The organism is Microbacterium sp. TNHR37B (assembly GCF_001620065.1).
Lineage (GTDB): Bacteria > Actinomycetota > Actinomycetes > Actinomycetales > Microbacteriaceae > Microbacterium.
The window spans coordinates 889505-915738 of sequence record NZ_LQGV01000001.1 but is presented as its reverse complement, the minus strand read 5'-3'; the positions used below and the strand labels follow the sequence as shown (position 1 = coordinate 915738).

General features: G+C 69.3%; 28 protein-coding genes and 1 tRNA gene. 17 read left to right on the top strand and 12 right to left on the bottom strand.

Annotated features, from left to right (window positions below; genetic code table 11):
* Positions 1–88: 88 nt before the first annotated feature.
* From AVP41_RS04515 to AVP41_RS04495, 5 genes are all read left to right on the top strand, one after another.
* Positions 89–571 (top strand): DUF501 domain-containing protein, encoded by a 483-nt coding sequence (locus AVP41_RS04515; RefSeq protein WP_067162787.1) that lies wholly within the window; start codon positions 89–91, stop codon positions 569–571.
* The gene (locus AVP41_RS04510; protein WP_442922772.1) at positions 568–1860 is read left to right on the top strand and encodes a S8 family serine peptidase; all 1293 of its coding nucleotides are present in this window, start codon (positions 568–570) and stop codon (positions 1858–1860) included. The genes AVP41_RS04515 and AVP41_RS04510 overlap by 4 nt, the downstream gene beginning before the upstream one ends.
* A 68-nt stretch (positions 1861–1928) precedes the next feature.
* The gene (locus AVP41_RS04505) at positions 1929–3341 is read left to right on the top strand and encodes an NAD(P)/FAD-dependent oxidoreductase (RefSeq protein ID WP_067162785.1); all 1413 of its coding nucleotides are present in this window, start codon (positions 1929–1931) and stop codon (positions 3339–3341) included.
* A 23-nt stretch (positions 3342–3364) separates the two neighbouring features.
* Positions 3365–3437: transfer RNA gene (locus tag AVP41_RS04500), tRNA-Leu, on the top strand.
* A 49-nt stretch (positions 3438–3486) separates the two neighbouring features.
* Positions 3487–4440, top strand: a complete 954-nt coding sequence (locus tag AVP41_RS04495; RefSeq protein ID WP_157532382.1) for a hypothetical protein — start codon at positions 3487–3489, stop codon at positions 4438–4440.
* On the opposite strand, the gene AVP41_RS04490 is transcribed toward AVP41_RS04495, so the two are convergent.
* Positions 4437–5261 (bottom strand): hypothetical protein, encoded by an 825-nt coding sequence (locus AVP41_RS04490; protein ID WP_067161316.1) that lies wholly within the window; start codon positions 5259–5261, stop codon positions 4437–4439. The genes AVP41_RS04495 and AVP41_RS04490 overlap by 4 nt on opposite strands.
* Positions 5262–5376: 115 nt before the next feature.
* Here AVP41_RS04490 and AVP41_RS04485 point away from each other — a divergent pair, with 115 nt between their 5' ends.
* The 6 genes from AVP41_RS04485 (at position 5377) to ilvA (ending at position 11980) form a co-directional block, all read left to right on the top strand.
* A complete protein-coding gene (locus AVP41_RS04485; protein WP_067161315.1) occupies positions 5377–6609 on the top strand; it encodes an alanine racemase in 1233 nt (410 codons plus the stop codon).
* Complete coding sequence (locus tag AVP41_RS04480) at positions 6606–7919, top strand: D-arabinono-1,4-lactone oxidase (protein ID WP_067161312.1); 1314 nt, start codon at positions 6606–6608, stop codon at positions 7917–7919. Before AVP41_RS04485 ends, AVP41_RS04480 begins: the two co-directional genes overlap by 4 nt.
* Before the next feature lie 77 nt (positions 7920–7996).
* Entirely contained in the window at positions 7997–8563 is a 567-nt protein-coding gene (locus AVP41_RS04475) for a LemA family protein (protein WP_067161298.1), read from the top strand.
* 39 nt (positions 8564–8602) lie between these two features.
* On the top strand, positions 8603–9487 hold the full coding sequence (locus AVP41_RS04470; protein WP_067161295.1) for a M48 family metalloprotease: 885 nt from the start codon (positions 8603–8605) through the stop codon (positions 9485–9487).
* Between the two features lie 49 nt (positions 9488–9536).
* Complete coding sequence (locus AVP41_RS04465) at positions 9537–10739, top strand: AI-2E family transporter (protein WP_067161294.1); 1203 nt, start codon at positions 9537–9539, stop codon at positions 10737–10739.
* Positions 10736–11980, top strand: a complete 1245-nt coding sequence (ilvA, locus tag AVP41_RS04460) for a threonine ammonia-lyase (protein WP_067161293.1) — start codon at positions 10736–10738, stop codon at positions 11978–11980. The genes AVP41_RS04465 and ilvA overlap by 4 nt, the downstream gene beginning before the upstream one ends.
* 4 nt (positions 11981–11984) lie before the next feature.
* Here ilvA and greA read toward each other — a convergent pair whose 3' ends face one another.
* Positions 11985–12476, bottom strand: coding sequence for a transcription elongation factor GreA (gene greA, locus AVP41_RS04455; RefSeq protein ID WP_067161284.1), 492 nt, complete (start codon positions 12474–12476; stop codon positions 11985–11987).
* Between the two features lie 89 nt (positions 12477–12565).
* Positions 12566–12967 carry a DUF4307 domain-containing protein gene (locus AVP41_RS04450; RefSeq protein WP_067161282.1) on the bottom strand — a complete coding sequence of 134 codons (402 nt, stop codon included), beginning with the start codon at positions 12965–12967 and terminating at the stop codon, positions 12566–12568.
* 108 nt (positions 12968–13075) lie between these two features.
* Here AVP41_RS04450 and AVP41_RS04445 point away from each other — a divergent pair, with 108 nt between their 5' ends.
* On the top strand, positions 13076–13360 hold the full coding sequence (locus AVP41_RS04445) for a hypothetical protein (protein WP_067161276.1): 285 nt from the start codon (positions 13076–13078) through the stop codon (positions 13358–13360).
* Here the strand turns inward: AVP41_RS04445 and trhA are convergent.
* Entirely contained in the window at positions 13332–14036 is a 705-nt protein-coding gene (trhA, locus tag AVP41_RS04440) for a PAQR family membrane homeostasis protein TrhA (protein ID WP_067161273.1), read from the bottom strand. The two genes, AVP41_RS04445 and trhA, sit on opposite strands and share 29 nt — an antisense overlap.
* A 133-nt stretch (positions 14037–14169) precedes the next feature.
* Between trhA and AVP41_RS04435 the strand changes: the two genes are divergently transcribed.
* From AVP41_RS04435 to AVP41_RS04425, 3 genes are all read left to right on the top strand, one after another.
* Entirely contained in the window at positions 14170–14955 is a 786-nt protein-coding gene (locus AVP41_RS04435; RefSeq protein WP_067161267.1) for an isoprenyl transferase, read from the top strand.
* Between the two features lie 42 nt (positions 14956–14997).
* The gene (locus tag AVP41_RS04430) at positions 14998–16146 is read left to right on the top strand and encodes an aminotransferase class V-fold PLP-dependent enzyme (protein WP_067161264.1); all 1149 of its coding nucleotides are present in this window, start codon (positions 14998–15000) and stop codon (positions 16144–16146) included.
* Between the two features lie 166 nt (positions 16147–16312).
* A complete protein-coding gene (locus AVP41_RS04425; protein WP_067161261.1) occupies positions 16313–17668 on the top strand; it encodes a PhoH family protein in 1356 nt (451 codons plus the stop codon).
* Here AVP41_RS04425 and AVP41_RS04420 read toward each other — a convergent pair.
* The 8 genes from AVP41_RS04420 to xseA form a co-directional block, all read right to left on the bottom strand.
* Positions 17661–18563, bottom strand: a complete 903-nt coding sequence (locus AVP41_RS04420) for a metal-dependent hydrolase (RefSeq protein ID WP_067161259.1) — start codon at positions 18561–18563, stop codon at positions 17661–17663. The genes AVP41_RS04425 and AVP41_RS04420 overlap by 8 nt on opposite strands.
* Positions 18564–18567: 4 nt before the next feature.
* Positions 18568–19221, bottom strand: coding sequence for a response regulator transcription factor (locus AVP41_RS04415; RefSeq protein ID WP_067161258.1), 654 nt, complete (start codon positions 19219–19221; stop codon positions 18568–18570).
* On the bottom strand, positions 19218–20195 hold the full coding sequence (locus AVP41_RS04410) for a sensor histidine kinase (protein WP_067161257.1): 978 nt from the start codon (positions 20193–20195) through the stop codon (positions 19218–19220). The genes AVP41_RS04415 and AVP41_RS04410 overlap by 4 nt, the downstream gene beginning before the upstream one ends.
* Before the next feature lie 10 nt (positions 20196–20205).
* A complete protein-coding gene (locus tag AVP41_RS04405) occupies positions 20206–21600 on the bottom strand; it encodes a class II fumarate hydratase (RefSeq protein WP_067162783.1) in 1395 nt (464 codons plus the stop codon).
* A 76-nt stretch (positions 21601–21676) separates the two neighbouring features.
* Positions 21677–22318, bottom strand: coding sequence for a carbonic anhydrase (locus AVP41_RS04400; protein WP_067161256.1), 642 nt, complete (start codon positions 22316–22318; stop codon positions 21677–21679).
* Complete coding sequence (locus tag AVP41_RS04395) at positions 22315–22932, bottom strand: DUF4245 family protein (RefSeq protein WP_067161253.1); 618 nt, start codon at positions 22930–22932, stop codon at positions 22315–22317. The genes AVP41_RS04400 and AVP41_RS04395 overlap by 4 nt, the downstream gene beginning before the upstream one ends.
* A complete protein-coding gene (locus tag AVP41_RS04390) occupies positions 22932–23153 on the bottom strand; it encodes an exodeoxyribonuclease VII small subunit (RefSeq protein WP_067161249.1) in 222 nt (73 codons plus the stop codon). The genes AVP41_RS04395 and AVP41_RS04390 overlap by 1 nt, the downstream gene beginning before the upstream one ends.
* On the bottom strand, positions 23150–24487 hold the full coding sequence (gene xseA / locus AVP41_RS04385) for an exodeoxyribonuclease VII large subunit (RefSeq protein WP_067161246.1): 1338 nt from the start codon (positions 24485–24487) through the stop codon (positions 23150–23152). Before xseA ends, AVP41_RS04390 begins: the two co-directional genes overlap by 4 nt.
* A gap of 119 nt (positions 24488–24606) precedes the next feature.
* Here xseA and AVP41_RS04380 point away from each other — a divergent pair, with 119 nt between their 5' ends.
* Together AVP41_RS04380 and AVP41_RS04375 are read left to right on the top strand one after the other, a co-directional pair.
* Entirely contained in the window at positions 24607–25641 is a 1035-nt protein-coding gene (locus tag AVP41_RS04380; protein ID WP_067162781.1) for a 4-hydroxy-3-methylbut-2-enyl diphosphate reductase, read from the top strand.
* A complete protein-coding gene (locus AVP41_RS04375) occupies positions 25638–26201 on the top strand; it encodes a DUF6264 family protein (protein ID WP_067161245.1) in 564 nt (187 codons plus the stop codon). The genes AVP41_RS04380 and AVP41_RS04375 overlap by 4 nt, the downstream gene beginning before the upstream one ends.
* The last annotated feature ends 33 nt before the right edge of the window (positions 26202–26234 follow it).

The window sequence follows — 26234 nt, the reverse complement described above, 5'->3', positions numbered from 1 at the left end:
TTACTCGCGACGCAGCGGGGCCTCAGGTGCGGCCGGGTAGCCTGGACGGGTGCCTCTGACGCCTGCCACCGACCGCGACCTCGAGATCATGCGCGAGCAGCTCGGTCGCCCCATGCGCGGCGTCGTCGGGATCGCCGCGCGGTGCGTGTGCGGCAACCCGACGGTCGTGGCCACCGAGCCGCGGCTTCCCGATGGCACTCCGTTCCCCACCTTCTACTACCTGACGCATCCGGGCGCGACCGCCGCGATGAGCGCGCTGGAGGCGGCGCAGGTCATGCGCGAGTTCTCGGAGCTGTTGGCGACGGACGATGAGGTCGCGACCGCGTACGCGGCAGCGCACACGGCGTACCTGGCCGACCGTGCGGCCTATGGCGAGGTGCCCGAGATCGAGGGAGTCTCCGCCGGCGGTATGCCCTCGCGTGTGAAGTGCCTCCACGCCCTCGCGGGACACGCCTTGGCGGCAGGCCCCGGCGTCAACCCGATCGGCGATCTCGCGCTCGAGCGCGGCGACTGGTCTCCGTCCAGGTGCACCTGCGCGCGTCCCGGGCCCGGCGCGGAGGACGCCGCGTGACGGCCCGATGGAGCCCGTGGGTGCGCTGGAGCGCCGCGGCCGTCGCGTTCCTCATCGTCCTCGGGGGGACGACGGCCGCGACGGTACCGCCCGACGACGACGCGGACATCGATCCGGTCCAGTCGCTGGAGTACTGGCTCGATGACTACGGCATCCGCACCGCGTGGGAGACCAGTCGGGGCGAGGGTGTCACGATCGCCGTCATCGACACCGGCATCGGGAAGGGCCCGGTGGAGTTCGGCGGGGTACGCGACGGCGCGGACTTCTCCGGCGTCGGCGCACCGGACGGACGCAGCCCCGTCGGCGCCGTCGACTCGAACCACGGCAGCTGGGTGGCATCGCTCGCGGCATCGCGGGGCACCGGTGACGGAGCCGGGATGCTCGGGGTCGCCCCCGAGGCGACGCTCCTGTCGCTGTCGGTCGGCTTCGGCTCGTCGGCGGCCGTGCCGTTCGTCGACCAGATCGCCGACGCCATGCGCTGGGCCGTCGACCATGGCGCCGATGTCATCAACCTGTCGTTCACCACGAACACTCTCGAATGGGATCCGAGCTGGGACGAGGCATTCCTCTATGCGTTCCAGCACGACGTCGTCGTCGTCGTCGCTGCGGGGAACCGGGGCACCGGCACCGACGAGGTAGGGGCGCCCGCGACGATTCCCGGTGTGCTCACGGTGGGCGGCGTCAACCGTTCCGGCAAGGCGAGCGTCGAGGCATCGACGCAGGGGATCGCGATCGGGATCATGGCGCCCAGCGAAGAACTGCTCGGGGTGTCGCCCGACGGTCAGATCGTGATCTGGGACGGCACGAGCGGTGCGGCCCCCATCGTGGCGGGGATCGCGGCACTCGTCAGGGCGGCCCACCCCGAGCTCGACGCCGACAACGTCATCAACCGGATCATCCGCACCGCACGGTCGACCCCGGAGTCTCGGGCCAAGCCTGCGCTGTACGGTTACGGTCTGGTCGATGCCGCCGCGGCGGTCTCGGCGAAGGTCGCCCGCGTCGATGAGAACCCGATGGGAAGCCTCACCGAGTGGATCCGTCTGTACCGGCGCCAGGAGGTCAAGCCGCAGCCGACTCCCACCGTGGCGCCCGTCGTGGTCCCGCAGCTTCCCGCCCCGGAGGCGGCAACGCCGCCGGAATCGGCGCTCCTGCCGAGCGCGGAGAGCCTGAGGTACGGCACCGTGCCGCTCTTGGCCGGTACCGTGGTGGCTATAATGGTGGGGCTCGGCGTCACCGCTGCTGCCCGGCGAGTTAGATCGGCGCGCGCCTCCCGCACGTCGAGCCGTTGATTCAAGGAGTTCCGCGTCCTGTGACCAGCACCGCGACCAGCCCTGCGTTCGCCCCCGCGACCAGCGCTGTGCCCAAGATCCTCATCGTCGGAGGCGGCTACGCCGGCTTCTACACCGCGTGGAAGCTCGAGAAGCACCTCCGGAAGGGCGAGGCGGAGGTCACGATCGTCGACCCGCTGCCGTACATGACGTACCAGCCCTTCCTGCCGGAGGTCGCCGCGGGTGAGATCGAGGCGCGCCACGTCGTCGTCGGCCTGCGCCGGCACCTCAAGAAGACCCGCGTCGTGGTGGCGAAGGTCACCGGCATCAACCACGCAACGCGCACGGCGACCATCACGCCCGAGGTGGGTGGGCCGTGGACCGAGACGTACGACCAGATCGTCGTGACCGCGGGTGCCGTCTCCCGCACGTTCCCGATTCCCGGCATTGCCGAGAACGCGATCGGTCTGAAGACGATCGAAGAAGCCGTCGCGATCCGTGACCGCATCCTCACGAACTTCGATCGTGCCGCCAACCTTCCGGCCGGGCCGGAGCGCGACCGCCTGCTCACCGTCGTCGTCGTCGGCGGCGGGTTCGCCGGCATCGAGGTGTTCGCCGAGACCCGCGCCCTCGCGTCGTCGCTTCTCAAGCTCTACCCGCAGCTGCGCTTCGAGGACACGCACTTCCACCTCATCGAGGCGATGGGGCGCATCATGCCCGAGGTGTCGCTCAAGACGAGCGAGTGGGTGCTCAAGGACCTCGCGAAGCGGGGCGCCAACGTCCACCTCGACACGCAGGTGACCGGCGCCGTCGACGGCAACGTCGAGCTCTCCACCGGCGAGGTCATCCCCACCGACCTCATCATCTGGACCGCCGGTGTCATGGCCAACCCGACCGTCGTTCGCGGCGGTGACCTCCCCGTCGAGGAGCGCGGCCGCATCCGCACTCGCGCCGACCTCCGGGTGGGCACTTCCGACGAGGCCGTCGAGGGCGCCTGGGCCGCGGGCGATGTGGCGGCCGTGCCCGACCTCACCGGTGCCGGCGTGGGTGGATACTGCGTGCCCAACGCTCAGCACGCCGTCCGCCAGGCCAAGCTCCTCGCCAAGAACCTCGTCGCCGTCATGCGCGGTGAGGTGCCTCGTGAGTACATCCACAAGAACCTCGGTGCGGTGGCCGGTCTCGGTCTCTACAACGGTGTCTTCCAGTCCGGCAAGATCGCGCTCAAGGGCTTCGTCGCGTGGATCGCCCACCGTGGCTACCACGGCCTGGCGATGCCGTCGTGGGAGCGCAAGTGGCGTGTGATCGGCGACTGGTGGCACAACTTCTGGCTCAACCGCGACAACGTGTCGCTGCAGACCGTGCAGAACCCGCGGTACGTCTTCGAGGAGTTCGCCGCTCGCCCGCGTCCGGCGGTGGCGGAGGCTCCGGCTGAGCCCGCGGCGAAGAAGGCCCCGGCCAAGAAGGCGGCCGCCAAGGAGCCCGCCGAGACCACCGCGCGCTGACCCGCGGGCTATCGTGGGCGCAGGCCCCCGTAGCCCAATGGCAGAGGCAGGCGACTTAAAATCGCTTCAGTCTGGGTTCGAGTCCCAGCGGGGGTACGTCTGTTCTCTGCAGACGGCTGCGCAGCAGTGATACCTTCTGGCCCGCGTGGTGTGTGTGGAGGTCTTCGCGGCGGTGGCGACCGAGGCTCGTCTCGTCTCTGAGGACGGGACGCAGTGGTACACGTCGCGGCCGGGATGGGAGGAGTCGGCCGTTGGCGCCTACGCCGAACAGCTGGCCGTCAACCTTCTGTACCGACGCTCCTCTGTCTCCTTCCTCACGGGGGTGATCGATGGAGGTCAGGTCGCCTTCCGTGTCACCGAGACGCGCGATCTGGACCACTGCATCGTCGAAGAGGTCGATCCCTCGGTGGTCCCCGACGTGCGCCGCCCAGACGACCGGACGAACCAGGCCTGGGATCGGGCGATGCAGGAGCTGGCGCCGATCGGTTTCGTCCCCGAGTGGGGGCCGGTGATGCTGAGTCACCTCGGCGACTTCTGCGCCGATGTCGCGGGGAGCGCGGAGCGTGGACGTGGCGTGCGGCGCACGACGACGGTGGTGCGGGGACGCTCCGCCTTTCCGTTCCACGAGTTCGAAGCGCTGACGGCCAGTCCGACACTCGCGCGCGCCGACGCCGTCGACGCCGTACGCGGCGTGCGCGGCGAACTGGAGACCTGTGGTCTCATCTTCGCCGAGCGCTGGGCACGCATGATCCACATCGACATGGCGGAGGAGACGGCGTTCGTCCCCGATCCGAGCCCCGTAGGAGGCATGACGTTCTCGCCGCAGGCGCACGAGCTCGGCGATTGGCTCGAGCTCAGCGTCGCGGAGTTGGCGGAGGGTCGAGGGAACCTCGTCGTGTTGGGCAAGCGTTTCGCCCACGACACGGCGCTCATCGAAGACCCGCACGACGAGGGAGCCCTGCTCTCCGCGCATCCCGTCACCGAGAACCCTTGGATCCTGTGGCTCGTCAGCGGGGGAGTGCTGTTCCGATTCCAGCTCCTCACGTCCCCGGTGTCGGAGCGCGACGAGTCCCGCCGGCTCACGGGGAACTACACCTAGTCGTCGGAGGCGGCTTCGCTCACGAAGACGCCGACGACGTCACCATCCAGCACGAACTGCACGCCGTTCCCCTCGCCGACGGAATCCCGTAGTTCCGCAGGGTCGTCGGCGCCTACCGTGAACTGGACGGAGGCGGGGAAGTCGCCGGCTCGGCAGCCGTAGTAGCTCGGCCCGGTGATGGCGTCGCCCGAGGCGGACGCGTTCAGGGACGGGTAGGCCATGATGCACTCGCCGGCCGTCCCATAGAAGGAGCCTTCGGTGCGCACGATCGTCATACCGTGGAACTCGTACACGCGTGTTCCTTCGCCCGCGGACTTGAAGAATCCGGGCACCGGCTGACCCGATTGCTGGAGCGTCGCGACCTGGCGTGCACCGCTCGAGGTGACGACGGGCGCGACGGCCGACAGTGACCAGGTGAGGGCTGCCGAGACCGCCGCGACCAGAACCAGCGACGCGGCATAGAGCCATCGGCGCCCGATGAGACGGCGTCGGAGGTCAGGGAGACGGCGTCGGAGGTCGGGGCCTTCGATCACCGACGCGGATGGCTCGGGGAGGGCGTCGGCGTCCGCGTCCGGCCAGTGCACCGGTGCGGGCGAGGCTTCGGCGGCCTCCCCGTCTCGCTGATCCCCGTCCCGATCGTCACGATCTGGCTCCCCATCGTCGGCGCCCGCCGGGCGCATCGCAGCGGGAGCGCTCGACCGTGCCACTCGCTCGAGCTCCTCCAGTTCTTCGAGTCGGCGTCGGCCGACGTCGTCGAGGTCGGCGTGGCGACCGTATGCGCGTTGGCGGAGGTCGCGGAGCTCGGCATCGGGAGAGGACATCCTACGCATCGTCCCACATCGTCCCACATCGTCACCGCGCGCCGTCGGCGGCGGATGTGGGCGCCCGGCGCCGGTGGACGTCTAGGCTGGGCCTCGACGTGCGAAGGAGCCTCACATGGGCCTCGATCTTCTCTCCGAACCCGCGGGCGCGCTCGCGCCCTGGCGCGACCCGGAGGCGTACTGGACCGCCCGCGACCGCGCGATCGCGTCGCTGTCCGGACCGATCGCGACGATCGATCTCGACGCCGTGCGCTACAACGCCCTCGACCTCGTCGTCCGCTCCAGCGGGGTGCCAATCCGGGTCGCGAGCAAGTCCATCCGGGTGAGGGCGGTGCTCGATGCGGCGCTGGCGCTCGATGGCTACGCGGGCATCCTCGCCTTCACCCTGCCGGAGGCGCTCTGGCTCGCGCAGTGGTACGACGACATCGTCCTCGGATATCCGACGGCAGACCGCGCGGCGATCGCCTCTCTCGCCGCCGATGAGACAGCGAGCGCGCGCATCACGCTCATGGTCGACGACCTCGCCCAGCTCGACCTCATCGACGCGGTCGCAGCCCCCTCGCACCGCGCGACGCTTCGCGTGGCGATCGACGCCGACGCCTCGTGGCGGGCACCCGTGCTCGGGCACATCGGGGTGCGCCGATCGCCCGCGCACGATGCGGCGGAAGTCTCCCGTCTCGCCCGGGGCATCGTCGCGCGGCCCGGATTCCGGCTCGTCGGGCTGATGATGTACGAGGCGCAGATCGCCGGCCAGCCCGACGACGTCGGACCCGGCGATCCGGTGATTCGGTGGATGCAGAGGCGCAGCGACCACGAACTGCGCGACCGCCGCGCAGCGATCGTCGCCGCTCTGCGGGAGATCGCACCGCTGGAGTTCGTCAACGGGGGTGGGACCGGGTCACTGGAGTCGACCTCCGCCGACCAGGCGGTGACCGAGACGACGGCGGGGAGCGGCCTGCTCGCGGGCCACCTCTTCGACGGCTACCGAGCCTTCGATCCGGCGCCTGCCGCGGCCTTCGCCCTCGAGGTCGTACGCCGTCCCACGCTCGACATCGCCACGGTGCTGGGAGGCGGGTGGGTCGCCTCCGGGCCTCCCGTGGCCTCTCGCCAGCCGCGCCCCGTCTGGCCCGCGGGCTTGCGCACGCTCGGACGAGAGGGCACCGGAGAGGTGCAGACCCCGCTGCAGGGCGACAACGCACGAGGCCTCCGCGTGGGCGATCGCGTCTGGTTCCGACACGCCAAGAGCGGCGAGCTCGCCGAGCGCGTCGATCGATATCACCTCACGCGAGGATCGGAGCTGATCGGCGAGACACCGACATACCGGGGCGAAGGGAAGGCCTTCCTGTGACGCGGCCCGGCGGCACGTGGCGGAACTGGGCGCGCACCGAGAGCGTGCGTCCCCAGCGGGTGGAGTATCCACCGACCCTGGATGCGGTCCGTCGCGCCATGCGCTCCGCCGCGTCGCGCGGCCTCGCTGTGAAAGCCGTCGGAGCCGGGCACAGCTTCAGTGGCGCCGCGGTCGCTCCGGGTGTGCTGCTCGATCTCTCCGATCTGACCGGCATCGTCTCGGTCGATGTCGACCGGGGCCGGGTGCGGCTGTGGGCGGGGACCCGGCTCCATCAGATCCCGGCGTTGCTCGCACCGCACGCCTTGGCCATGGAGAACCTCGGTGACATCGACCGGCAGTCGCTCGCGGGTGCTCTGTCCACGGGCACGCACGGGACCGGCCTCGCGTTCGGAGGCATCGCCACGCAGGTGCGCGCCATGACCCTCGTCACGGCCGACGGCGAGCTGCTCACGATCGACGAGGAGCACGAGCCCGAGCTCCTTCCCGCTGTCGCTGTCAGTCTGGGTGCTCTCGGTGTCATCGTGGATGTCACCCTGCAATGCGTGCCCGCGTTCGGCCTGCGGGCGGTCGAGCGTCCGGAACCCCTCGAGGATGTCGTCGCCGGACTTCTCGGCCGCGCCAAGGAAACCGACCATTTCGAGTTCTACTGGTTCCCCCACACGGATGTCGCGCTCACCAAGGCCAACACACGACTCCCGCCGGGCGAGCCGACCGCGCCGCTCGCGCCCGTGAGGCGGTGGATCGACGACGTCGTGGTCGGCAACGGTGTGCATCAGCTGGTCTGCAGTGCGGGGAGGATCGTGCCGCCCGCCGTTCCCGTGATCAATCGACTGTCCGCGCGGGTGTGGGGCGACCGGGCCTTCTCCGACGCCTCGTCTCGTGTGTTCACGACGGCACGGAGCGTACGTTTCCGCGAGATGGAGTACGCGGTTCCCCTCGAACGAGTCGCATCGGCCTTCGCCGAGGTCCGAGAACTGGTGGACGCCCACGGGTGGCGCATCGAGTTCCCGGTCGAGGTGAGGACCGCCGCAGCGGACGACCTGTGGCTGTCCACGGCGTCCGGACGTCGCACCGGCTACATCGCCGTCCATCGCTACTGGCGCGCCGACCACCGCGAATACTTCGCCGCGGTCGAGCAGATCATGCGCTCCCACGCAGGACGGCCGCACTGGGGGAAGATGCACACCCAGACGGCCGACGACCTTCGGACCGAGTATCCGCGCTTCGACGACTTCGTCGCCCTGCGCGACCGCCTCGACCCCGACCGACGCTTCCGCAACCCGTATCTCCAGCGCGTCCTCGGTGAGTAACGGCTGGGAGTGAGGCCGCCGCGGTCCGTGAGCCTTCGACGCCTGGATAGGATGAGCACATAACCGTTGGGAGTGCTATGGAGTGGCTGATCCCCGTCCTCATCGTCGTGGGACTCGTCGTCATCGTCGGAATCTACCTCTGGGCGACCTACAACTCGCTCGTGGCGTTGAACGTTCGCGTCGACGAGGCATGGAGCGACATCACCGTCCAGCTGAAGCGTCGTGCCGATCTGCTGCCGAATCTGATCGAGGCGGTCAAGGGGTACGCGGCGCATGAGAAGGCGGTCTTCGAGAACGTGACGCGCGCACGTGCCGAGACGTTGACGGCCTCCACCCCCGCCGACGCCGGCGTCGCCGAGGGCCACATGCAGCAGGCGCTCAAGTCGCTGTTCGCCGTCGCCGAGGCGTATCCCCAACTGCAGGCGAGCCAGAACTTCTTGCAGCTGCAGCAGGCCGTGGTCGACACCGAGGACAAGATCCAGGCCTCGCGGCGGTTCTACAACGGCGGAGTGCGAGAACTCAACACGAAGATCAAGGTGTTCCCGAACAACCTCTTCGCGCGCAACCTCGGGTTCAGTGAGCGCGAGTTCTTCGAGGTCGTCGATGGTGCCGCCATCGCCGAGCCTCCGCGCATCCAATTCTGAGGTCGGCGGTGAGCGCCGCGGGAAACCGCAGGTGATGACGTGTACTCCGCGATCGCGCGCAACAAGCGCAACACCTGGTTCATCCTCATCGGGTTCGTGCTCGTCCTCGGAGCGATCGGTCTGGTGGCGGGCTGGTTGGCCGGCAACAACTGGTGGATCACCGCCTTCGTGCTGATCTTCTCGGCCGGGTACGCGACCGTGCAGTACTTCGTCGCCGACAAGGAGGCTCTCGCTCTCGCCGGTGCCCAACCGGTGACTCGCGAGGAGGCTCCCCGTTACTACCGACTCGTCGAGAACCTGTGCATCACGACGGGCACGCCGATGCCCCGTCTGTACGTCGTGGACGATCCCGCCCCCAATGCGTTCGCGACCGGACGGACCCCGGAAGAAGCCTCCATCACGGTGACCACCGGCCTGTTCGAGCTCATGACCGATCGCGAGCTGGAGGGGGTGCTCGGTCACGAGCTCGGTCACATCCGCAACTACGACATCCGCGTCTCGCTGATCGTCTTCGGGCTCGTGGTGGCCGTCGGGATCCTCGCCGACGTCATGATGCGGGTCGCCTTCTTCGGAGGTCGGGGCCGCGGCAACAACCAGGCGCAGATCGTCTTCCTCATCTTCGGCGTTGTCGCCGCTGTCGTCGCACCTCTGCTGGCCGGACTCGTGCAGGCGGCGATCTCGCGGCAGCGGGAGTATCTCGCCGACGCGACGAGCGCGCTCACGACCCGTGACCCCGACGGTCTGGCCTCGGCGCTGGCCAAGCTCGCCGATCAGGGACGCCCTCTTGCGAAGGAGAGCACGTCGATGGCGCACCTCTGGTTCAGCGACCCCCTGCGACCGGGCGCGATGTCACGCTTGTTCGCGACGCACCCACCGCTGCCCGACCGCATCTCTCGGCTGCACGAGATGGGCGGCCGCTTCTAGGAGCGTGCGCGTTCCCGGTGGCGCATACGCCCGGTCGTAGACTGGCGGGATGACCGGCTCAGCCCCGAAGTCGTCGGATCCGAAGCCCCGCGGCACGTTCCGGGATGCGCTGCGCAATCGCACCGTCTCCACGGAGATCGGAGAGTCGATCCCGCGGGGGCTGCGCATCGCGACAGCCTACTCGTGGCGCTTCGTCGTCATCGCCGCTGCGTTCGCGATCTTCGTGTGGCTCGTCATCCAGTTGAAGCTCCTCGTCATCCCGTTGCTGGTTGCCCTGCTCATCACGGCCCTGGTCTGGCCGGCCTTCACGTGGATGCTGCGCCATCGCGTTCCGCGATGGCTGTCGCTCGTGATCAGCGTGCTCGGCACGATCGCGATCGTCTCCGGGCTGGTCTACCTCGCGATCTGGCAGATCACGCGGGAGTGGCCGCGCGTGCGCGCGAGCACAGAGGCATCGGTGGAGCAGCTCCGTCAGTACCTGATCGATGGTCCGCTGCACCTGACGGCCCAGCAGATCGACGATCTCCTCGCCCAGGCCGGCACGTTCCTCCAGCAGCAGGCCGAGACGCTCTGGTCGGGCGCCCTCGCGATCGGATCCACGGTCGGGCACGTGGCCACCGGCGCCCTGCTCACCCTGTTCATCCTCCTCTGCACGCTCGCCGATGGCGGCGGTATCTGGCGCTGGGTGGTGCGCCTCTTCCCGTCCGCGGCGAGGCCGGCGGTCGACGGCGCGGGCCACGCCGGATGGAAGACCGTCGTCACGTATGCCCGCACCCAGATGTTCGTCGCCACGATCGATGCGATCGGCATCGGACTCGGGGCCTTCTTCCTCGGTGTTCCGCTGGCGATCCCGATCGGTGTTCTGGTGTTCCTCGGCTCGTTCATCCCGTTCGTCGGGGCGGTGGTCACCGGAAGCCTCGCGGTCTTCCTCGCGCTCGTCTACAACGGACCCTGGATCGCGCTGTGGATGCTCATCGTCGTGCTCGGCGTGCAGCAGTTGGAAGGCCACGTCCTGCAGCCCCTCATGATGGGCGCAGCGGTCAAGGTCCACCCGCTGGCGGTGGTCCTGGTGGTGGCAGGCGGCGCCATGATCGCCGGCATCCCCGGTGCGCTGTTCGCCGTGCCGCTGGCCGCATTCGTCAACGTCGTCGCGCTGTACCTGTCGCGCCGTCAATGGGAGACCGGGGCGCGGCTGGGACCCGACGACCTGATCTGGAGTACCGTGCCCCGCGCGAAGAGGAGTGCCCTGTGACCGACCCCCGTACCGCGACCCACCCGTCGCTCGCCGAGTTCCACGATGCGGCGGTGTTCCTCCGCGACGTCGCCGCGCGCACGCCGCTGGAGGACTCCGAGTTCCTCAGCGAGGTCCTCGGTGTCCCGGTCTCCCTCAAACTCGAGAACCTGCAGCGCACCGGATCGTTCAAGATCCGTGGTGCGGCCTATCGGATGTCGCGATTGACCGATGACGAGCGCGCGCGCGGCGTGGTCGCCGCATCCGCCGGCAACCACGCACAGGGCGTCGCGCGCGCCGCGCAGAAGCTCGGCATCCCGGCCACCATCTTCATGCCTCTCGGCGTCCCGGTGCCCAAGCTCCTCGCGACCCGCGGATACGGTGCCGAGGTCGTGTTGGAAGGCGAGACCGTGGAGACGCCCCTGCGGCTGGCGGCCGAGTTCGCCGAGCGCACCGGCGCCGTCCTCATCCACCCGTTCGACCATCGCGACGTCATCATCGGTCAGGGAACCGTCGGTCTGGAGATCTACGACGAGGTGCCCGACGTCGAGACGGTCATCCTCGGCATCGGGGGCGGCGGGCTCATCGCCGGCGTGGCGGCGTCCATCAAGGCCCGCGCGGCCGCCGACGGACGTGTCGTGCGGATCATCGGCGTCCAGGCGGCCAACTCGGCGCCGTACCCGGTCTCCCTGGCGGCGGGGGAGCCGGTCACCATCGAGACCACCCCGACGATCGCCGACGGCATCGCGGTAGCCCGACCGGGCGCGGCGCCGTTCGAGGTGATCCGGGACCTCGTCGACGAGGTCGTCACCGTGACCGACGACGACATCGCGCGGGCACTGCTCGTGCTCCTCGAGCGCGCCAAGCAGGTCGTGGAGCCAGCCGGGGCGGTCGGGGTGGCGGCCATCCTCTCCGGGAAGGTCGTGGCCAGCGGCCCGACCGTCGTGATCCTCTCCGGGGGGAACATCGACCCGCTCCTGTTGCAGCGCGTCGTGGCCCATGGCCTCGCCGCCTCCGGGCGGTACATGACACTGCAGATCCCGCTCCCGGACCGCCCGGGTCAGCTGGCCCGCGTGTCCGAGCTGTTGTCGGTGGCCGGCGCCAACGTCATCGAGGTGCTGCACACCCGTCACGGACAAGGGCTCCAGATCAGCGAAGTCATCCTTCAGCTGAGCGTGGAGACGCGCGGCGAGGACCACCGCGCCCACGTGATCTCCGTCCTCGAAGAGGCGGGGTTCCAGCCGCGGGTCGTGTCCGACTGAGGGGTTACTGTCCCGCGTAGGTCTCGACCTTGACGATCTCCACGGAGATCTCGCGCCCGTTCGGTGCTGTGTAGGAGGTCTTCGCTCCTTCGGCAAGGCCCAGGATGGCAGACCCCAGCGGGGATGCCTCGCTGTACACGTCGAGCTCGGAACCCGCCGCGATCTCGCGGTTGCCGAGCAGGAACACCTCTTCCCCTCCCGCAACCACGGCGGTGACGACGGTTCCCGGCTGCACGGTGCCGTCGGACTCGGGTGCTTCGCCCACCTGGGCTTCCTTGAGCAGCTGCTGAAGGGTGCGGATGCGGGCCTCCTGCTTGCCCTGCTCGTCCTTCGCGGCGTGATATCCGCCGTTCTCCTTGAGATCGCCCTCCTCGCGGGCCGCCTCGATGCGCTTCGCGATCTCCTCGCGGCCCACCGTCGAGAGGTGCTCGAGCTCTGCGGCGAGCCGGTCGTAGGCATCCTGCGTGAGGAAGGTCACAGTGCTGTCGCTGGACACGTCGTCTCCTAGGGGGAAGAGGCCGATGGGATCGGACCTAAACCGAACGCCCCGGCAGCCGAGCCGGGGCGCATGAGTGTCGACTCAGCCTACGGGATCCAGCAGGAGGTGACCAAACCCGTCGTCGCGAGTGCGGTCGTCGGCACCGTCTCGCTGAATCGGCGTGTGTGCGCCGGATCGGCCGGATACTCCACGACCTTCCATCCGACGACCCCGTGCTCGGTGTCCTGGGCCTCAATGGCGCAGGCGACAGCGGTGTCGGGTTGCGACGTGACCTGGAAGTCGATCGTGATCTGGTGATCGTCGACCTTTCGGAAGCCGGTGGTGTCGTAGTCCACCTGGTTCATCGTGCGGGAGATCGTCGTCCAGCCGAGGTATCCCACGAGCGCCGCCGCGAGGACACCCAGAACGATCCATCGCAGCCGGCGGCTTCGGGCGGAGGAGCGCCCATACCGGTCGTCGAGCATCGCCTGCGTGGATTCGGTGGTCATCGTCTTCCGTCGGTCGTGGTCGCAGCCCGACGGAGCGGTCGGGACGCGCGGAGGGATCTTCTAGGCTGGACTTCCAGGCTATGCGCTTCGCGCGCAGAACGAGGACAGATGTACGCGCTCATGTGGCTCGCGACGGCGACCCCGACTCCTTCGCCGTCTCCGACGCTCATCGACCCCGACCGGGTCACCCCCGGTGTCGCGGGCTTCATCGGGATCGCCGTGATCGCGATCGCCGTGGTGCTCCTGCTGGTTGACATGCAGCGACGCATCCGTCGCGCCCGCTATCGTTCCGAGATCGCCGAACAGCTCGACGCGGAGGCAGCGGAAGCGCGCGACGTTGACGGCGACGGCGATGGGCCGAGCCTCATCCCGCCGAGCCCAGTGAAGGACTGAGGGGCGACAGCGCGATCAGGAGACACGCCGTCCAGTGGCACAGGAAGGCCAGGACGGTGCAGACGTGGAAGATCTCGTGGAAGCCGAAGTGGCCCGGCCACGGGTTCGGGCGCTTGAGTGCATAGACGATCGCGCCGCCCGTGTAGAGGAGACCGCCGACGATGACCAGGATCATCATCGGCACGCTCGCCTGGAGCAGGTCGAGCATGTACATGACGGCCGCCCAGCCCAGCAGCAGGTAGAGCGCGACGTACAGCCAGCGGGGCGCATTGATCCAGAACACGCGGAAGAGGATGCCCAGGAGGGCCCCCGTCCAGACGAGTGTGAGAAGCAGCAGGCCCTTGTCCCGGGGGAGGGCCAGCACCGCGATCGGTGTATAGGTTCCGGCGATCAGAAGCAGGATGTTCGCGTGGTCGATGCGCTTGAGGACCGCTTTGGTCCGCGGACCCCAGTGGAAGCGGTGATAGAGCGCGGAGTTTCCGAACAGGAGGAGCGACGTGGCCATGAACACCGCGCTGGCCCACTTGGCGGCCGCTCCATGGGCAAGGACGATCAGCACGACTCCGGCGGCGATGGCGACGGGGAAGGTCGCCGCATGGATCCAGCCGCGCCACGACGGCTTCAACTCGATCTGGGCACCAGCCGCAGCGGCATCGAGGAGTGGGAGCTGAGGCATCTCAGCGCCCTCGGATGGGGTGGTCACGACCCGAGCCTACGCCGCGCCGTATGCCCACCCTCACATACGCGCCGCGGTGCGAAGAGCTCGTCGAGACGGCGGATTCCGAGTCGTGAGGGGTACGGTATACCTCGTGACGGCGAACGGTTCGGGGGAGGGGCGCGGTCCGCTCTACCGGCTGTACATCTCGCGCCTGCGTCGGCGCCTCGCACCCCAGACGGTGCCGCACCACGTGGCGATGATGATCGACGGCAACCGTCGATGGGCTCGCCAAGCCGGGTATCCGACCGTCGCCGAGGGACACCGCGCGGGAGCCGCGAAGATGCGGGAGTTCCTGCGCTGGTGTGACGAACTGGGCATCCGGGTCGTGTCGCTCTATCTCTTGTCGACCGACAACCTCACCAAGCGCGACTCCGGCGAGCTCGCCGACCTGATCGAGATCATCGCCGAGCTGGCCGATGCCATCTCCCTCGAGCCCGAGTGGCGTGTGCAACACGTGGGCCGCGCCGACCTCCTCCCCACCGATCTCGCGCGGGCCCTCCGGACGGCCGAGGAGCGCACCGCCGGGAACCGAGGACTGCACGTGAACCTGGCGGTCGGCTACGGGGGGCGCAGCGAGATCGTCGACGCCGTCCGACGGATCGTCGCCAAGCACCAGGAGCGGGGGGGATCGCTGGAGGAGCTGGCGGCTCACCTCACTCCCGAGCAGATCGGCGAGCACCTGTACACGGGAGGTCAGGCCGACCCCGATCTCGTCATCCGGACCTCCGGCGAGCAGCGGCTCAGCGACTTCCTCCTCTGGCAGTCCGCACACTCCGAGTTCTACTTCGTCGAGGCCTTGGGCCCCGACCTGCGCGAAGTGGACTTCCTGCGCGCGATCCGGGATTACGCCTCCCGCGACCGTCGTTACGGGGGCTGAACCCGTCGTCGCCGGTGCCGCGCCCCGTGACAGACTGGAAGGGTGAGCGCGCTGGAGTCTTTTCTCGACAGCTTCGATGAGGAACCGGGATATCTGAACTGGCCGGCCTTCGGTCCGTTGTCGCCGACGGTGCTCGAGGAGAGCCGCGCCGACGCGCAACTGCTCGCATCGGGACGCGCCTCCGGGATCGCGCTCGTCGCGGCTCATCGAGACGAGGCCCGCCGCGCCCTCGGCGATCTGCTGGGGGTACCCGCCGACGAGATCTCGCTTCAGCCCTCGACCACCTATGGGCTCATGCACGCGCTGTTCGGGCTCACCGGCACTGTCCTCGTCTCCTCCGCCGAGTACCCGGCGTTGCCGGTCACAGCCCGCCGGGCACACGAGGCACGGGGTCGTCTTCACGTGCGCGAGTTCGCGCCGGCGGACGGGATGCTCCGGCCCGAGGCGCTGCGCGATGCACTCACCGCCGACATCGACGCGGTGCTCGTCAGCCTCGTCGACTACCGCACCGGCTACACGCTGGACCTGAGCACCGTGCGGGAGGTCATCGGCGATCGCCTCCTCATCGTCGACGCCGTTCAGGCCGTGGGTGTGGTCGATGCCGACTACGCGGCCGCCGACGTGCTCTGCGGCAACGGATACAAGTGGTTGCGCGCCGGATACGGCACGGGCTTCGTCCGGTTCTCCCCGACCGCGCGTGAACGGATCGAGCCGGTGCTGGCCGGTTTCGCGGGACTCGAGGGGGAGCTCGGTCCCGGCGAGTTCGGCGGCGCCCGCGCGGGGGCAGACGCGTTCACCGTGACAGGAACCGATTCCCTCGCCGCGGGACGGCTCGCCGTGGCCGTCTCCGAGGTCGTCGACGCCGGTGTCGCGGCGGTGGCAGCCGAGGTGGCCGATCGCGCGCGGCACGTCATGGCTCTGGCCGACCGGTACCAGATCCCCGTCCTGACGCCACGCGAGGCGCATTCGGGGATCGTCGCGCTCGAACCCGAGCCCGCCGATGCCGGGCCCCTCGCAGCGGCTCTCGCCAACCACGGCGTGACGGCCACGGCGCGCGGCGGCGTGGTGCGCCTGGGGGCCCACGCCGGCACCGGAGCCGACACGCTGCAGTTGCTCGGCGATGCGCTCGCCGAGGTCGCGGCGCGTCGGAACGTTCCCGTTCCTCCCGCGGTCGTCGCTCTCGATAGTTAACGAGAAGGACATCTGGGCCCGCGTGTCGCGTCGGCCACCCGACGACGGGGAGACGTACGTTCATCTCATCGGGCAAGGCGCCCGTTCGAGTCGGCCATCCACTGACTCGTGGCCCCTGGTCGACTCGTGACTGCCGGGTGAGACTCACCCGGGGCGGGAGTGGGTTGTGACCACACGAGCACCAGAGAAGCAGCGCTCCACCAGCACGAGCGGCTCCGCCGCTGCAGCACAGGATCTCCGCACCTACGTGCTGGACACCTCCGTCTTGCTGAGTGACCCACGAGCCTTCTTCCGATTCGCCGAGCACTCGGTGGTCGTCCCGATCGTCGTCATCGGCGAACTCGAGGGCAAACGCCACGACCCCGAGATCGGGTACTTCGCCCGGCAAGCCCTCCGCCACCTCGATGAACTCCGAGTCGAGCACGGCCGGCTGGACTTCCCGGTGCCGGTCGGCGACGGAGGCACGCTGCGTGTCGAGCTCACCAACACCGATCCCTCGATCCTCCCGGTGGGCATGCGCTTGGCCGACAACGACACCCGGATCCTCTCGGTCGCGATGCACTTGGCGCAGGAGGGGCACGCGGTCACCGTCGTCTCCAAGGACATGCCGATGCGTGTGAAGGCCGCCTCGCTGGGGCTCTACGCCGAGGAGTACCTGGCCGAGCAGGCCGTCGACTCGGGATGGACGGGAATCGCGACCATCGATGTGTCCGGCGACGACATGAGCGACCTGTACGAGACCGAGCTCGCCCTCAGCGATGACGTCCGAGGTCTCCCCGTCAACACCGGCCTCGTCATCCACTCCGAGCGCGGATCCGCTCTGGGGCGGGTGATCGGTGACGGCGAGTTCCGTCTCGTCCGTGGAGATCGCGACGTGTTCGGCCTCCACGGACGTTCGGCGGAGCAGCGGATCGCCATCGATCTGCTCCTCGACCCCGAGGTGGGCATCGTCTCCCTCGGTGGCCGGGCCGGCACCGGAAAGTCCGCCCTCGCCTTGTGCGCGGGTCTGGAGGCCGTGCTGGAGCGACAGCAGCAGAAGCGCATCATCGTCTTCCGCCCCCTGTTCGCGGTGGGCGGGCAGGAGCTCGGCTATCTCCCGGGCGACCAGGCGGAGAAGATGAACCCGTGGGGGCAGGCCGTCTTCGACACCCTCGGCTCGGTGGTCTCGGGAAACGTGCTGGAGGAGGTCGTCGCGCGCGGACTGCTCGAGGTGCTGCCGCTCACGCACATCCGCGGCCGTTCCCTGCACGACGCGTTCGTCATCGTCGATGAAGCCCAGTCACTGGAACGCAACGTCCTCCTGACCGTCCTGAGTCGGATGGGGCAGAACTCGCGCGTCGTCCTCACCCACGACGTGGGCCAACGCGACAACCTCCGCGTCGGGCGCCACGACGGCGTCGCCTCCGTGATCGAGACCCTCAAAGGCCACGGCCTGTTCGGACACGTGACGCTCATGCGATCGGAACGCTCGGCGATCGCGGCGCTCGTGACCGACCTGCTGGAGCAGGGCGAGCTCAGCTGACGGAGCCGGCCATACGCGCGCGGTCGTGACGGGCGACCGCGCGCGTATGCATGACGAGTTCCAGACCGCCCTCGACGTCACGCCGCTCCAGGTCGACGTGCACCGAGGAGAACCGGGTGAGGGAGTCCGCGTGTGTGCCGCCGCACGGGATGCGGATGTCGGTGTCATCCAGGCGGCAGGTCCATGCGCGGCGGGCCGAGAGCTCCTCGGCCTCGCGCTCGACGCGGACGGCCGACGCCTGAGAGAGCCAGCGTGCCAGAGCCTCGTCGACGCGAGCGGCCACGGCGTCGAGGTCGTCGAGTCCCGCCGGGTCGAAGCCCTTGCGGCGGAGCGACTTGCCGATCCGATACGTGTCCACCGATCCCCGAGGCTCGATGCGAGAACGCTGGATCGCCAGGGCATCGAAGGCGGGGCTCCCGAGCCCGTCACGCGGAGGCTCCTTCGTCCACGAGTCGCGCAGAGCGAGATCGAGCGCGAGCGAGGCAAGATGACAGGCCGTGTGCCCGAGCGACAGATCCGTTCGCAGCGCCCGGTCCGCCTCGATCCGCACCGGCGTGCCGACGCGCGGTCCCGACCCCTCGACGACGTGCCCGACGACGAAGACCCATCCCTCCGTTCCCGTGCGAACAGGGAGGTCGGCACCGAGGAAGAGCTCACCTTCGTGGATTCCTCCCGTCACCGCCTCCGGCACGGGCCACCGCTGGATGCCGTCGCTCATGCTGCCTCGGTCGGAGGGCTGGTCGGGCCAGGCCGTGTCCACGGGGTGAAATGCCGTGCGGTCGAGGAGGACGACCGTGCGTCCGTCGCCGCTGTCGGTCACGTGCAGGACGGTCGCCTCACTGACCACGTCGCCGTCGGGATAGGTGACACGGGTGTCACGGGAGGGAAGGGTCACGAGGTCAGTCCCACCGGTAGCCTTCGCCACGGACCGTCACGATGTGATCGGGGCCGAGCTTGGAGCGCAAGTAGCGCACGTACACATCGACGACATTGGAGCCCGGATCGAAGTCGAGCCCCCAGACGCGGCTGAGGAGCACCTCCCGAGTGAGCACCTCGCCGGGGTGGCGGAGGAACTGCTCCGCCAGCGTGAACTCGCGGGCGGACAGGTCGACTTCCCGGTCGCCCACGGTGACGCGACGGGCGAGGACATCGAGACTCACGTCGCCGCGCGTGAGCACGACGGGGGTCGCGGGCGACTCCCGCAGACGGGAGCGCACCCGGGCGAGGAGCTCGGCGACGGCGAACGGCTTGGAGACGTAGTCGCTCGCTCCGGCATCGAGCCCCTCGATCGTGTCGCTCGTTCCGCTACGCGCTGTCAGCATGATCACCGGGACGGTGTTGCCTCGAGCGCGCAGGTGCCGGAGGACCTCGAACCCGTCCATCGTCGGCAGGCCGACATCCAGGATGATCAGGTCGAGGTCGGGCTCCATCGCCAGCTCCAGGGCTTCCGCCCCGTCTTCGGCCACAGCGGTCTCGTATCCCTCGGAGGCGAGGCCCCGTGTCACGAGGGAGACGATGTGCGGTTCGTCATCGACGACCAGGATACGAGTCATGCGGAGGCCTCCCGTTGCAGCAGGACATCACCGGCACGCACCGGTGAAGGGACGTGTGCTCGGGTCCCCACGGGGATCTCGAGCGTGAACGTCGCACCGCCGCCGGGGGTCTCAGCGATGGAACAGTGCCCTCGATGGGCTTTGGCGATCGCGTCGACGATCGCCAGGCCCAGCCCCGATCCTCCCACCGCGCGCTTCCCGGCGCCGCGATCGAAGCGGCGGAAGATCCGGTGGCGCATGGCCGGCGGGATGCCGGGACCGTGATCGCGCACCCACAACTGGACGCCGCCGGGGTGGACGGCGCTGCCCACCTCGATCGAGCTTCCGGGAGGGGTGTACTTGGCGGCGTTGTCGGCGAGTTGGAGCCACGCCTGCAGCAGCCGATCGCCGTCGCCGCGGATGACCGCGGCGGCGCTGTGCTCGACCCGCCAGACATGGTCGGGGATGACGGTGACGAGCTCTCCGACGCGCTGCGTCAGGAGAGCGAGGTCGACGTCGGTCATCGTGAACTTGTCCGTCTCCACGGCCGCGAGCAGGTCGATGTCGCCGATCAGCCGCGTCATCCGGTCGAGTTCCGCCATCCCGAGTTCACGGATGGCCGCGACGTCGGCCGGGTCTTGCGGGTTCATCACCTCGAGGTGACCGCGCACGATCGTGATGGGGGTCTTGAGCTCGTGCCGCACGTCGTCCAAGAGCCGGCGCTGGGCCTCGTAAGCGGTCTCGTCCCCATCGGCGGGGAAGCCGCCCAGCGGGACCGCAGGAATCACGGCCCACCCGACGACGGCCGTCACGACCATCGTCGCCACGGCGATCACGATGTATACCGGGATCGATGCCCAGGGCAACGGTTGGTCCGTGAGGACGTGGACGACGGCGTCGCCCAGGCCTGCGAGTGCAAAGCCCGCCGCGACGACGGCGACCAGGAGCCCCAGGGTGCGCGTTCGGCGGGAATGCACGGAGTTCGTGCGGTTCACTCTCCGATTATCAACCCGGGTGGGTCATCGACAGGAGATCGAGTTTCTCGTCGAGCTGCGACTCGGTCAGCTCGCCCCGCTCGATGTACCCGAGGTCGATCACCGCTTCCCGCACCGTGATGCCCTTGGCCACCGAATGCTTCGCGATCTTCGCCGCCGCCTCGTACCCGATGAGCTTGTTGAGCGGCGTCACGATCGACGGGGACATCCCGGCGTAGGCGGCGGCACGATCGAGGTTGGCCTGCAGGCCATCGATGGTCTTGTCCGCGAGCACGCGCATGGCGTTGGAGAGGAGGCGGATGGACTCCAGCAGGGCCGTCCCCATCACCGGGATCGCGACATTCAGCTCGAACGCCCCGGATGCTCCCGCCCACGCGACTGTGGCGTCGTTGCCGATGACGCGCGCGCACACCATGAGGGTCGCTTCCGGAACGACGGGATTCACCTTGCCCGGCATGATCGACGAGCCCGGCTGCAGATCCGGGATGTGCAGTTCGGCGAGGCCGGTGTTGGGTCCGGAACCCATCCAGCGGATGTCGTTGTTGATCTTGGTCAGCGAGACGGCGATCGTGCGGAGCGCGCCCGATGCCTCCACGAGACCGTCTCGGTTCGCCTGAGCTTCGAAGTGGTCCTTCGCCTCGACGATCGGCAGCTCGGTCTCCTCCTGGAGCAATGCGATGACCCTCTGCGGAAAGCCGAGCGGGGTGTTGATCCCCGTACCCACGGCGGTGCCTCCCAGCGGCACTTCGCCCACGCGGGGGAGGACGGCCTGCACGCGCTCGATACCCAGCCGTACTTGGCGGGCGTATCCGCCGAACTCCTGGCCGAGGGTCACCGGCGTCGCATCCATGAGGTGGGTGCGCCCCGACTTCACGGCGTCCTTCCAGAGCTCCGCTTTGCCCTCCAGCGCCACCGCGAGGTGGTCGAGGGCAGGGATCAGGTCGTCGACGAGGGCTTGGGTGACGGCGATGTGCACCGAGGTGGGGAAGACGTCATTGGACGACTGGGAAGCGTTGACGTGGTCGTTCGGATGGACGGGCGCCCCGAGGTGCTGTGTGGCGAGGGTCGCCAACACTTCGTTCATGTTCATGTTCGACGAGGTGCCGGAACCGGTCTGGTACGTGTCGACGGGGAACTGGTCGTCGTAGCGTCCGGTGGCGACCTCGTCGGCCGCCCATGCGATCGCGTCGGCGATCGCCGCATCGAGGGTGCCGAGCTCCTTGTTGGCGAGAGCGGCAGCCTTCTTGATCCGTGCGAGGGCCGCGATCTGCGTGGACTCCAGGCCGCTCCCCGAGATCGGGAAGTTCTCCACCGCCCGCTGGGTCTGGGCGGCGTAGAGCGCATCCTTCGGGACGCGCACCTCGCCCATGGTGTCGTGCTCGATGCGGTACTCGGTGTCGGTCATGGCGGTCACGTCCTCGTTTCCTCGTGCGGGTAGGTGTTCGGAGGGCCGTCGCAGCGGCCCGTGGAGTCGGGGAGAGTCAGTCGTCGATGCCGACGCTCACCTGAGCGATGGCGGTTCCCTCGCCCAGGCGGTAGTTCGCACCGACGATGGCCAGTCGGCCGTCGGCCACGGCGTCGCTGATGAGACGGGACGACGCCATCAGTTCGTCGACGGTGTTGCGCAGGTGCTCCCGTCCGACCAGTTCCGCGTCGATCGTGTCGGGGGTCGCGCCCTCGGTGGAGCGCAGGACCCGTCGCACGGCGGGAACGATCTTGGCGATCAACCGCCAGATGTGGGGCGGAAGCTCGGGAGCATCCAGAGCTGTCGAGTCGATCGCGGCGCGCACGGCGCCACACTGGTCGTGCGCCAGCACGATGATGAGCGACACATCGAGCACCGCGACGGCGTACTCGATGCTCGCGATGGCGGAATCTGAGACGACCTGGCCGGCATTGCGGACGACGAAGAGATCGCCGAGGCCCTTGTCGAAGATGATCTCGGCCGCCAGGCGGGAGTCCGAGCAGCCGAACAGCACCGCGCGCGGCTTCTGTGCGGCCTCCAGCTCGTGGCGGCGTTCGACGTCCTGGCGAGGGTGTCGCGGCTCACCGGCCACAAAACGTGCGTTGCCGCGGCGCATTTCTTCCCAGACGGTCGCGGGGGCGGGGCGGGGTGCGGTCATGGCGTTTCCTCCCGGAGTCGGCGGATCTGGTCGGTCAATCCTTCGGCGGCGGTCTGGGCGGTCTCGGCCGACATCGACCCGTACACGACCACCGTGTCGGCTCCGGCCTCGGTTGCCAGGGCGTAGCTGAGTCGTGCCGTGCCGGGCAGGTCGTAGACGTCCCACTCGATCCCATCGACGGTGGTCGTGCCGGTGGGGGCGAATCCGCCCAAGAGGCTCGCGGCCCATTGCTCGTCGGCGTCGAAGCCCTGCGCGATCCGGACGAAGCCATCGCCCGGTGCATACACCGTGACCCAGGCGCCGGCATCCATCTGCGCCGAGTTGGCGCGCCACCCCGCCGGCACGTCCGGCACGAGCACGATCCGGTCCAGGGACGCGGACACCCGCGCCGCAGCGGCGGCGACGTCGGCGGGCTTCGGCTCCGGTGGAGTGCCCCGCGGCACGCCGAAGTAGACGACCGCGACGACGGCGACGGTGACCACGAGCGCGGCCACGAGATTGCGGAGCGTCTGGCTGGAGCGGTAGACGCGCGAGGACTCTGCTTTGCGGGCGGCCGTCTCCTCCGGAGTCTCGGGGCGCCCGAGCTCCGCGACGACGCGCGGGCCGGATGCCATCAGGACTCCGTGTCGGCGGCTCGCGCCGCGTCGAGTCGGCGCTTCGCCCCGAGAAGCCACTCCTCGCAACGGGCCGCGAGCGCCTCGCCGCGCGTCCACAAGGTGAGGGACTCCTCGAGCGTGGGGGCGCCCTGTTCGAGCTCGGCGACGACGCGGACGAGCTCATCGCGCGCCTGTTCGAAAGACAGGTCGGCGATGTCGGCGGTGCCGTCGCTGCTCATGCGTCCATCCTATGTTCCCGCGACGACGTCGCTTTCGATCCGGTAGGGCCGTCGTCGTGGCTTCCGGGGTCTTGCGTCAGCTCACCCGCTGAGCGCGCGGCGAAGGACCCACGGGCCACCGTGACGACCACCTCGGTCCCCGTCGGCGCTTGCGCCGCGTCGCGGACGATCACACCGTCACCGACATGGGCGATCGCGTATCCCCGGGCCAGGGTCGCCCCGGGCGAGAGGGCTCGGAGTGCGGCGCGGAGCTCGGCCGTCGTCGCGCGGGCGTCGTCCAGGCGCGTGCGCACCTGTTCTCGTCCGCGCGACGCCCACGTCCACACTTCTTGGGCCCGACCGGTCAGCATCGTCTCGGGATCGCGCAGCACGGGGCGGGAGCGCAGCTGTTGGAGCTGGCCGATGTCGTGCGCGACGCGCTGCGCGAGACGGGATCCCGCCCGACTGCGCAGCTGTCTGACGAGCGCGCGCTGCTCGGCGACGTCGGGGACGACCCGCTTTGCCGCATCGGTGGGAGTCGATGCGCGGAGATCGGCGACGTCATCGAGGAGCGGGTGGTCGTTCTCGTGTCCGATCGCGGAGACGACGGGTGTCTGGGCCGCCGCGACCGCGCGCAGGAGTCGCTCGTCGGAGAAGCCGAGAAGGGTCTGCGGGTCGCCGCCTCCGCGAGCGATGACGATGACGTCCACCTCGGGATCGGCGTCGAGCGTCGCGAGCGCGGCCATCGTCTCCGGCACGCAGCGGTCGCCCTGCACCGCCGCGTGGATCGTGCGGAACCGGACATGCGGCCAGCGCAGCTCGGCGTTTCGGTGGACGTCTTTCTCGGCGTCACTGCGCTCGCCCGAGATCAGGCCGATGACGTGGGGGAGGAAGGGCAGCGGGCGCTTTCGCGAGGGGTCGAACAGTCCCTCCGACCGCAGCTGCGCGCGGAGTCTCTCCAGCCGCTCCAACTGGTCGCCGAGGCCTGTGTGGCGCATCGCCGACACCGTGAAGGTGAAATCGCCGGTCTTGACGAAGTAGTCCGGCTTGACGCAGGCCACCACCCGGTCGCCGACGCCGGGGCGTTCGGGGAGACGCTGCAGGGTCGACGCCCAGAGGCGGAAGGAGATCACCGCGTCGAGGGAGGAATCCTTGAGGCGGCCGAAGACGTGCCCGCCGCGAACGTTCCAAGAGGTGATCTCACCCTCGACCCATACCGAGTTCCATCGCTGCACGAAGTCGCGGATGGTCTCGTTCAGGCGGGAGACGGAGGTGGGTGCCTGCGGGCTCGAGTCCCGGGGGTGCACGGCATCCGGGGGAGCGGCGTCGCCCGTTGCCGTCTCGAACGCGGTCACTCGTCCTCCTTCGCCGGGCGGCTTGGCACGCGGCGCCGCCCGGATCGGGGACGTTCAGGCCTTTGCCGACCGGCGACTCGTAGAATCAAGGGGTGAGCACTTCCGCCGTCCCCCTGCCCTTGCCCCGCATTCCCGGGGCCCGTGGGCGGCTCCAGGATAACCCGGTCGCCGGACACAAGCGGGTGCTGCTGGCCGCGCCGCGGGGCTACTGCGCGGGGGTCGACCGTGCGGTCGTGGCCGTAGAGAAGGCTCTCGAGCGGTATGGCGCGCCGGTGTACGTACGCAAGCAGATCGTCCACAACATCCACGTGGTCACCGAGCTGGAGGCCAAGGGAGCGATCTTCGTCGAGGAGGTCGACGAGGTTCCCTCCGGTGCGCACGTCGTCTTCAGCGCCCACGGCGTATCCCCGGCCGTCGTCGGCGCGGCCGAAGAACGAGGGCTCCAGGCGATCGACGCCACCTGTCCGCTCGTGACCAAGGTGCATCGCGAGGCGGTGCGGTTCGCGCGCAGCGACTACGAGATCCTCCTGATCGGTCATGAGGGGCACGAAGAGGTCGAGGGGACAGCGGGAGAGGCGCCGGAGCACGTCACGGTCGTCAACTCCCCCGAAGAGGCCGACCGCGTGGAAGTGCGCGACCCGAGCAAGGTGGTCTGGCTGTCGCAGACGACTCTCTCGGTCGACGAGACGATGGAGACGGTGCGGCGGCTGCGGATGCGCTTCCCCGAACTCCAGGACCCCCCGTCCGACGACATCTGCTACGCGACGCAGAACCGTCAGGTCGCGATCAAGAAGGTCGCTCGCGACGCCGACCTCGTGATCGTGGTGGGATCTGCGAACTCGTCCAACAGCGTGCGGCTCGTCGAGGTGGCGCTCGAGTACGGTGCCAAAGCGGCCTATCGGGTGGATTACGCGCATGAGATCGATCAGGCGTGGCTCGACGGTGTCGAGACCGTCGGGGTGACCTCCGGCGCATCGGTTCCGGAGGTCCTCGTCCGCGAGGTTCTCGCGGAGCTCTCCGGTGCCGGCTACCGCGATGTCGAAGAAGTGCGCACCGCCGAGGAGGACCTCATGTTCTCCCTGCCGAAGGAACTGCGTCAGGATGCGGCCGGACGTCGAGACGAGCGCGCGTTGGGTGGCCGGGGTCGCGCGTGAGCGACCAGGACCCCACGCCCCCGCCCGCGCCGAGGTATGGGGAGTACGCAACGCCCGAGCAGCAGGCGCGCTTCCGTGGAGGCGACGGCGCGTCGTCGGTGCCCCGGCCGGCAGAGCCTGTCGGAGCGGGCCGCGTGGAAGCACCGCATCCGGCCGCCGGGGGAGTCGCCGAGGTCTCCGAGCAGGCCGCGGTACGCCGGGGTGACCGGTTCGTCACGATCGCACTCCTCGCCTACGGGCTGTTCGTCGTCGTCTCCACGATGGGTCAGCTCATCGACTACGGCGGGTTCGTGAAGACCTGGATGCAGCTCGCCCAGATCGATGCCACCTTCGAGGTCACCGCGTCGGCGCGCGCGTGGGGCATCACGGGAGCCGTGACATTCGCTGTCGGCTGGGTGCTCACCGCCCTCGCGTCCTGGCGTGCGATTCGGCGGGGCCGGCGGTCGTGGTGGATACCGATCGTCGGGGCGGTCGTGTCGTTCATCGTCGTCAGCCTCTGCCTGAGCATTCCCCTGGTGACCGACCCCGCTCTGATGGGCGAACTCGCTCGCGCGCGCTGACGTCACGCGAGACAACTTCCGCTTCATTGGTCA